At 58.8% G+C, this 6,779-nt stretch carries 7 protein-coding genes and 1 pseudogene; 1 reads left to right on the top strand and 7 read right to left on the bottom strand.

The features are described from left to right. Positions 1–240, bottom strand: a 240-nt coding sequence (locus BM374_RS35375; protein ID WP_143270172.1) for a helix-turn-helix domain-containing protein, incomplete at its 3' end; no start/stop codon positions are given. A 93-nt stretch (positions 241–333) separates the two neighbouring features. Here BM374_RS35375 and BM374_RS35370 point away from each other — a divergent pair. After that, a pseudogene (locus BM374_RS35370) lies at positions 334–1,329 on the top strand (IS110 family RNA-guided transposase). Positions 1,330–1,976: 647 nt separating this feature from the next. Here the strand turns inward: BM374_RS35370 and BM374_RS35365 are convergent. The 6 genes from BM374_RS35365 to BM374_RS35340 all read right to left on the bottom strand — a co-directional run bounded on the left by BM374_RS35365 (position 1,977) and on the right by BM374_RS35340 (position 6,634). Beyond that, a complete protein-coding gene (locus tag BM374_RS35365; RefSeq protein WP_092303304.1) occupies positions 1,977–2,645 on the bottom strand; it encodes a helix-turn-helix domain-containing protein in 669 nt (222 codons plus the stop codon). A gap of 128 nt (positions 2,646–2,773) precedes the next feature. Further along, positions 2,774–3,052, bottom strand: a complete 279-nt coding sequence (locus tag BM374_RS35360) for a hypothetical protein (protein WP_092303280.1) — start codon at positions 3,050–3,052, stop codon at positions 2,774–2,776. An 86-nt stretch (positions 3,053–3,138) separates the two neighbouring features. Beyond that, entirely contained in the window at positions 3,139–3,513 is a 375-nt protein-coding gene (locus BM374_RS35355; RefSeq protein WP_092303278.1) for a hypothetical protein, read from the bottom strand. Between the two features lie 363 nt (positions 3,514–3,876). Further along, on the bottom strand, positions 3,877–4,320 hold the full coding sequence (locus BM374_RS35350; RefSeq protein ID WP_092303276.1) for a CBS domain-containing protein: 444 nt from the start codon (positions 4,318–4,320) through the stop codon (positions 3,877–3,879). 946 nt (positions 4,321–5,266) lie between these two features. Further along, the gene (locus tag BM374_RS35345) at positions 5,267–5,899 is read right to left on the bottom strand and encodes a hypothetical protein (RefSeq protein WP_092303274.1); all 633 of its coding nucleotides are present in this window, start codon (positions 5,897–5,899) and stop codon (positions 5,267–5,269) included. Positions 5,900–5,971: 72 nt separating this feature from the next. After that, the gene (locus BM374_RS35340; protein WP_092303272.1) at positions 5,972–6,634 is read right to left on the bottom strand and encodes a helix-turn-helix domain-containing protein; all 663 of its coding nucleotides are present in this window, start codon (positions 6,632–6,634) and stop codon (positions 5,972–5,974) included. Positions 6,635–6,779: the final 145 nt, after the last annotated feature.

The raw sequence follows: 6,779 nt of genomic DNA, 5'->3' as shown, positions 1-6,779 counted from the left end.
CAGCGCCAGTGCCTCGCTCCGCACGATCGCCGGATAGGCTCGGTTGCTCGGCTTGCCGCGCTTCTTTGACAGCAGTGCCGCGGGGCCTCCGATCCGATAGGCCTTCAGCAGCCGGAATGCCTGCCGCGATGTTACCCGAAGCAGTTGCGCGGCCTCTCGCACTGTAATCCGTTCCGCCACAACATCCCGCAACACATGCACCCGGTCGATCTCAGCCCGGCTCATCGACAGCACCGTCATCACTCACAACCCCCAGGCCCCATGCCTTAGACAAGTCCGAGCGTGACATCTCTAATGGGGAGGATGGTGACCTTTCTAATGAGCGTCTACACCATGTCTCAGACACCCAATACCGCGATCGCCGTGATCGGCATCGATATCGGCAAGAACTCGTTCCACGTCGTGGGCCACGATGCGCGCGGCGCCATCGTGCTGCGGCAAAAGTGGCCGCGTGGCCAAGTCGAGGCGCGGCTCGCAAATCTGCCGCGTTGCCTGATCGGCATTGGCGGCCAAATATGTCCGACCCTATAGCAAGGGACAGAAGAACGACTTCAATGACGCCGAAGCGATTGCCGAAGCCGTGCAGCGCCCGACGATGAAGTTCGTGGCGACCAAGACCGCGGAGCAACTAGATCTGCAGGCGCTGCCCGGGTGCGCGAGCGGCTGGTGTCGCAACGCACCGGCATCATCAACCAGACTCGCGCCTTCATGCTGGAACGCGGGATCGCCGTGCGCCAGGGTATCGGCTTCTTGCGCACCGAACTGCCCACCATCCTTGCGACGCGCGCCGATGCTCTGTCGCCACGCATGTTGCGTGTCATCGAGGAGCTGGCAGGCGACTGGCGCCGGCTGGATCAGCGCATCGATGGCCTCTCCGGCGAGATCGAAGCACTGGCCCGTCAAGATCAGGCATGCTCGCGCCTGATGACGGTGCCTGGCATCGGGCCGATCATTTCGAGCGCCATGGTGGCCGCGATCGGCACTGGAGACGTATTCTCCAAAGGCCGCGACTTCGGCGCTTGGCTTGGACTGGTGCCCAAGCAGATCTCAACGGGAGACCGCACGATCCTCGGCAAAATCTCGAGGCGCGGCAATCGCTACCTGCGTGTTCTGTTCGTGCAGGCGGCGTGGGTTGTGCTGGTCAGGATAAAGAACTGGGAACGTTACGGGCTCAAGTCCTGGATCGAAGCCGCCAAAAGGCGGTTGCACCACAACGTGCTCGCGATCGCGCTCGCCAACAAGCTTGCCCGCATCGCCTGGGCGGTGCTGGCTAAAGGACGCGCCTTCGAGCTGACAAGGACCGACGATGCAGGCGTCCGATCCGCTTGATCCTCGCGCCGTGCTCGGCGCGGGCAAGGCGCAGCCTGGCAACGCCGCAGCCAGCCGCAAGCCAAGCGCGACGGCTGGCCTTGACCGCCCCTGCGCGCGACGCGATCGACGTTCTGCGGGCCGGGACGAAGGAACGGCCCTTGGCTCGAACAAAGGAACTGAGCGAAATGAGGAGCAAGCGATGACGTAGCTCCTATCAACAATTTCCAGCCGAGGTCTGCGAGAGGATGAGACGAGATGGAGGTTCGGTCTTCCCGGCGCATGCGAACACTGGTGACCCAAATGGTCCAATCGAGGCCTGTCCGCTAACGAGAACGCACGCACTGATATCCAGGCCCGGAGCAAATGCTCCAATCAAACGCCGGATACATTGATGCAAGACCGCTCACCGCCAGCTCGGCGAGACCACTTGCAACGCACGGCCGGACCATACATTGGGTCAAAGGCTGCCCTCGGCAGGCAGCATTGCTTGGTCGGGGCATCTCTTGGGAGCGGACATTGCAGCGCTGCGGGCGGAGGTCAGCGTCGGGTCAAACTGCGAAGAACCCAGGTTGAGCAAATCTGGTCCCGCTCTGCCGCGATGAGCGGACTTCCCTCTGGGGCAGCGCAACTTCGCAGATGGGCCACAAGCAGAAGTAACGCTAACCTTATGCGTTCAGCTCAGCGATGCGGTTGCGGTTCAGCAATTCCACCTGTCTCTGAGTGGAGTCATGGAAACGCAGTATATTGTCATCGCGGAGCGTTGAAAGCGCGCGCGAAACGGTTTCCAAGGTCAAGCCAAGATAGTCCGCGATATCGCGGCGGTTCATCGGAAGCCTTATGACGGCTGGTCGGTGTTGGCGCTCGTCCATCTCGTGAACAAAAGCGACCACTCTTTCAAGGGCAGTCTTACGGCCTAACAGCAGCATGTGGTTTTCAGCATGCTGCAAGTTACTCGTGACAAGACCTATGAGGTCCCGTGCCCCACCTTCCCTAGCTGCCATTTCATCAACAAGGCTGCATCGCTTTATAATGCAAACCGTCGTCTCTATAACAGCCTCAGCCGAAAAGCGATGGATTGGACCGTTTTCAAAACCAAACATATCATCCGGCAAGTGAAACGAATTGATCTGGCGACGGCCGTCGGGAAGCATCTTGTATGTACGCACGGCACCCGACTGGATCTGATAGACATATTCGGCTTCGTCATCTTCACCGAAGATTTCCACGCCCTTTCGGTATTTGAAATGACTCGCCGGCACCCGTTCGCCGACGAAGCCAGCCAGTAGGCCGCTAGTAGTGGTGCGATGATCTGCGTTGCCGGTCCGCAACACCATTGAAACCTCCCTGCTCGTCTCAAACAAGCTAGGAGGGCTTCAGACAGCGGAAATTGACGTGGCGCAAATTCCTGCGCGGTCTACGTATTTTTGCGGGCCGGCAGAGGAAGCGTGTCTAATTCAGACTGTCACAGTCCTTCTTGATGATCGCTCTCAGATCGTCCGCATACTCTTTGGGCAATGGACAACCGATCCCGTTCAGGCTCGCCAATCGTTGCTTCCTCTATCCGGCCGTCCCATTCGCGCCAATGTGTTGGGAGCACGTACACGGGCGAACCGGTCTGCGAATTTACCCAGCCCCGAAGCACGCGGCGACAAGGGAATACCAGCGCATGGACCTGTTCGCTGTCGATGACCGCCAGTTGCAAATTGAGACCAAACGGTGCCGTTGCCGTGGATTTCCACATGGCGCGCTCCCTCCTTAGCAGGCGGGAGCGCAATCGGTCTCTCAGCCACCGACGCCTACGGGGCAGAGCCTCGGCCGGTGATACAATCAGTATATCAGCTTTTTTCGGGAACCTGCAGAGATTGTTCCGCCCGGCGAGTTGATCTTCGCGCGCAGGCGATGACAGAAATCTTCAAGCACCGTCTGCAAGTTTTCGCAGCTTACGAGCAGCCGCTCCGCTTCCTCGCGCTGGGTTGTGCCGAAGGGGTGACCATCGCGCATATCCCTGACTTGGCTGACCCTGTTACGGCCCTCTGATGCTTTTTTCTCGACAAATTCAAGATGTTCCAGATCATGCGCGAGCTTATCGAACTCGGCGATCAGAAGCGTGGTGATGCCGTTACGTCTGTCAGGCGTCAGATCACTGCCGGTCAGAAGGCCGATAAAGTGATCTATGTTGGCCCTGGCAATAAATCGGTGCATTGGACCCCCCGTGATCCACGCCTATTGATCCAGTTTGTACCCGATCCGAAGGGTAGGAAATATATTTCTTCGTCACGTCGGCGTGACGGCACAAAAAGGCCGCCTTGGGGGCGGCGGCCTTTGTCGCTTGGGGTGGGTACTCCGCACTCGGGGGGCCAAGTGCAACGCCTTTATAGGGGGCAACCCAACGTCATTTTGAGCAGCATCAAAGTCGGGCGATCATGGTCTGCTCGGGGTCAAAATGCGAAGAAGTGAGGTCAAGCAAGTCTGGCCCGCTCTGGCGGCATAAGCAGACCTCCGGCAGACGCGGGGCAACTGCGCGGACGGGCCACAACAGACGGCGATGGCACCGCGGTTCGTCGGTCAGCCTCCGGGGCCGTCCTTCATGATGTAGCCCATCAGGTCGTCCACGTTGTGCTCCAAATCCCGGATGATGTTCTTGACGACGTCTCCGATCGAGATCACGCCCACGACCTTTTCCCCGTCCAGCACTGGCAGATGGCGAAAACTGCGCTGAGCCATCATTGCCATGCAGCCCTCCAGCCGATCGTCCGGCTTGACCGTCACCGGGTTGCCCGTCATCACTTGGCCCACCGGCGTCTGCTTCGCATCGAGCCCGGGCAGCAGTACTTTGATGGCGCAGTCACCCTGGGTCACGATACCGACCAGCACGTCGTCGTCGATGACCAGCACCGACCGGACCCTCTTGTCGCGCATTTGGAGCAAAGCTTCGACGACCATGTCGCCGGAACGAACATGGACCAGGGCGCCACTCTTCTGGGCCAGAGCGTTTTTTACTGTGCTCACCGATTTCCTCTCGCGGGCCCTGTCCTGCCAGCCATGATGGTCCGCATCGAAGGATAGCCGAAATGTTCTGCCTCGTCATCACCGCGCCGGTGTCGCCCGCGAAACCTACCACCGATCCCGACAGCGGGATCTTCACCGCCGCGATGGCGAAGCCCGGGTACCTAGCTAGTTTCAAGCGGTGTAAGCATTGGCACGGCTCAAGGGCTGTAGCGGGCGATCTCAAGCGAGTCCGCTAACCCCGCGAAATCGGACATCGGACGGATCAGCGAGCAAGGCGGCTCAGGGCCATTGCACAAAGTCGCTGCGCTCCAGCCCGCTGCGCGGGAGCAAGAGCCGAGAGGCCGGCCGGTGGCTGATCGAGAGGACAGCAATAGCGAGGTGGCTAGGGTCAACACGATCGACTCGCGTCGCGACCGCCTACTCAGTATGGTCAAGACCAGCAGATCATCTCCGGGCAAGCACCTGGCGAGCCACATCGAGCGCAGACCAGTTTGCTTGAATGTGCCGTGCATCTTTTGGGTCGCAAGAAATTGACTCGCACTATGTCGCTAAACACGGATCGACCGATCAATCGCGCAATGGTTGTTGGATGTGCCATTTCCGCCACTCGCAACTATTTGAAATTGCACAGGCCAAGAAGATTAAATCCCCTATTTAGCAACCCTCGTGCCAAGTCGCTTAAGTTGTGCACGCATTCGAGGGCGCCACTGTTCGAATTTCCTAAGTCGAGCATCTCCAACAAATCCCCATAGCACTTGCTGCCCGGCCGGTTGCCCAACCTCCCGCGACTTCGTGCCTTGGCGCTTTTTGGACGCCGGTCAGTCGAGCGTCCGGAGGGTCTCTCGTTGCCGGCGTCCAAAAACCTGCACAGGAACGGACATCCGGCCGCAGCGAACAGCCATCCCCCTCGAAGGGACCATGGTAGGCATCACGTAAAGGTCGATGTTCAATTCATCACACCCAAGGTTTCTACAACCATGCGATTGCTCACCCTGATTAGACCCAGGCCCGGATAGTCAAGGTCAATCGTCATCCAAAGAGCCGCCGCAAGAACGGCGCCGTAAACCGAATCAAGAACAGAGAATCGACGGCCGATCCGACCATTTCCGAAACCGATCATACCAACGCCGATTGCCGCCGCCCCCAAAAGGGTGACCATGATTGGGATGGGAAGATGCCTTCTCGCCATCGCGAGATGCTCAGAATGCAGATCAATGACCTTGTTTATCGGAGGCAACATGACGCTCATCAAGGGCGCGTTGTCCTGAGTCGCTCTGGTTGCTGTTTTCCACATTCGTTCGTGCAGACCACCAACCCTAGCGAGCAAGGGCTCAATCCGCTCTCGACCTTCGCGGCTTAGCAACTTGACGCGATCCCGATCAATGAATCGCGCCGCTGCTCCTGAAAATGCAAACCCGATCAGAAATGCGACGAGAGCAGCCGTTGATGCCCGAACGAGGACAACTTGTCTGTCAAAGAGTTCGTCCACAGACTTGGTCGCTGATCCCAGCCAAAATCCAAGCTCATGAGAAACGACAAGCCCAGCCAACAAGCCCAACGTAACCAGCAGTTCGGTCATTTCGCCTCCGAGCGAGACTGAGTTGGAGATGGTTAGACCGCGCCAAACGTCAGAGATTGGCGTGGTCCCACCTCAGGCATCGTACCGCGCGAGCCCGTCACGATTGGGCAGCGAAAGCTGCCGTTGTGTGGTCCCGACGAAGCGCAAGAGATCGGCATCACGCAGAGCTGAGAGCTCGCGCGACACCGTTTCTGTCAGTCCCAGATAATCAGCAATGTCGCGACGGCTCATCGGCAGGTCCATCACTTTGGGTCGGGACTGCCGCTCGTCCATTTCGAGAAGGAATGCAGCTACTCTCTCCAGCGCTGTTTTTCGGCCCAGAAGCAGCATGTGGTTTTCAGCGTGCTGCAGAGTCTGGGTAACGAGCCGGAGAAGGTCCTTCGTACCCCCTGCTCGATCTGCCATGCTGCCGAGCAAGCTGCGCTGTCTCATGATGCGAACCCTCGTTTCCACGAGAGCCTCGGCAGAAAAGCGATGGGCGTCGCCGTTCTCTAAACCGAACATGTCGCCGGGTAAATGGAATGAGTTGATCTGGCGCCGACCGTCCGAGAGCAGCCGATAGGTCCGCACTGCGCCGAAGATGATCTGATAGACGTACTCCGGTTCGTCTCCTTCGCCGAAAAGTTCAGTGCCTTTTCGATACTTGAACTCGCTAGATGAGACGCGCTCGCCTGCGAGGGCCGCCAAGTGATCGTCGTTAGGGCGGCGGCTTGTTTGGTTCGTTCTGACCAGCATCGTCTGAACCTCTCCCCGATTATTGACAAATGTTAAGGAGGTGACGGGTTCTGGAACTTGAGACAGCGCAACTTTGGCTGAGCCTACGTAACCGCCCGGAGGCATCATCGGCGAAGGCGCTGCGGTGCACAACATGTGAGCCGCC

The sequence above is a fragment of the Bradyrhizobium sp. Ghvi genome (assembly GCF_900115265.1).
Lineage (GTDB): Bacteria > Pseudomonadota > Alphaproteobacteria > Rhizobiales > Xanthobacteraceae > Bradyrhizobium.
Note: the sequence above shows the minus strand (reverse complement) of the source record. Positions and strands in the feature narration are given on the sequence as shown.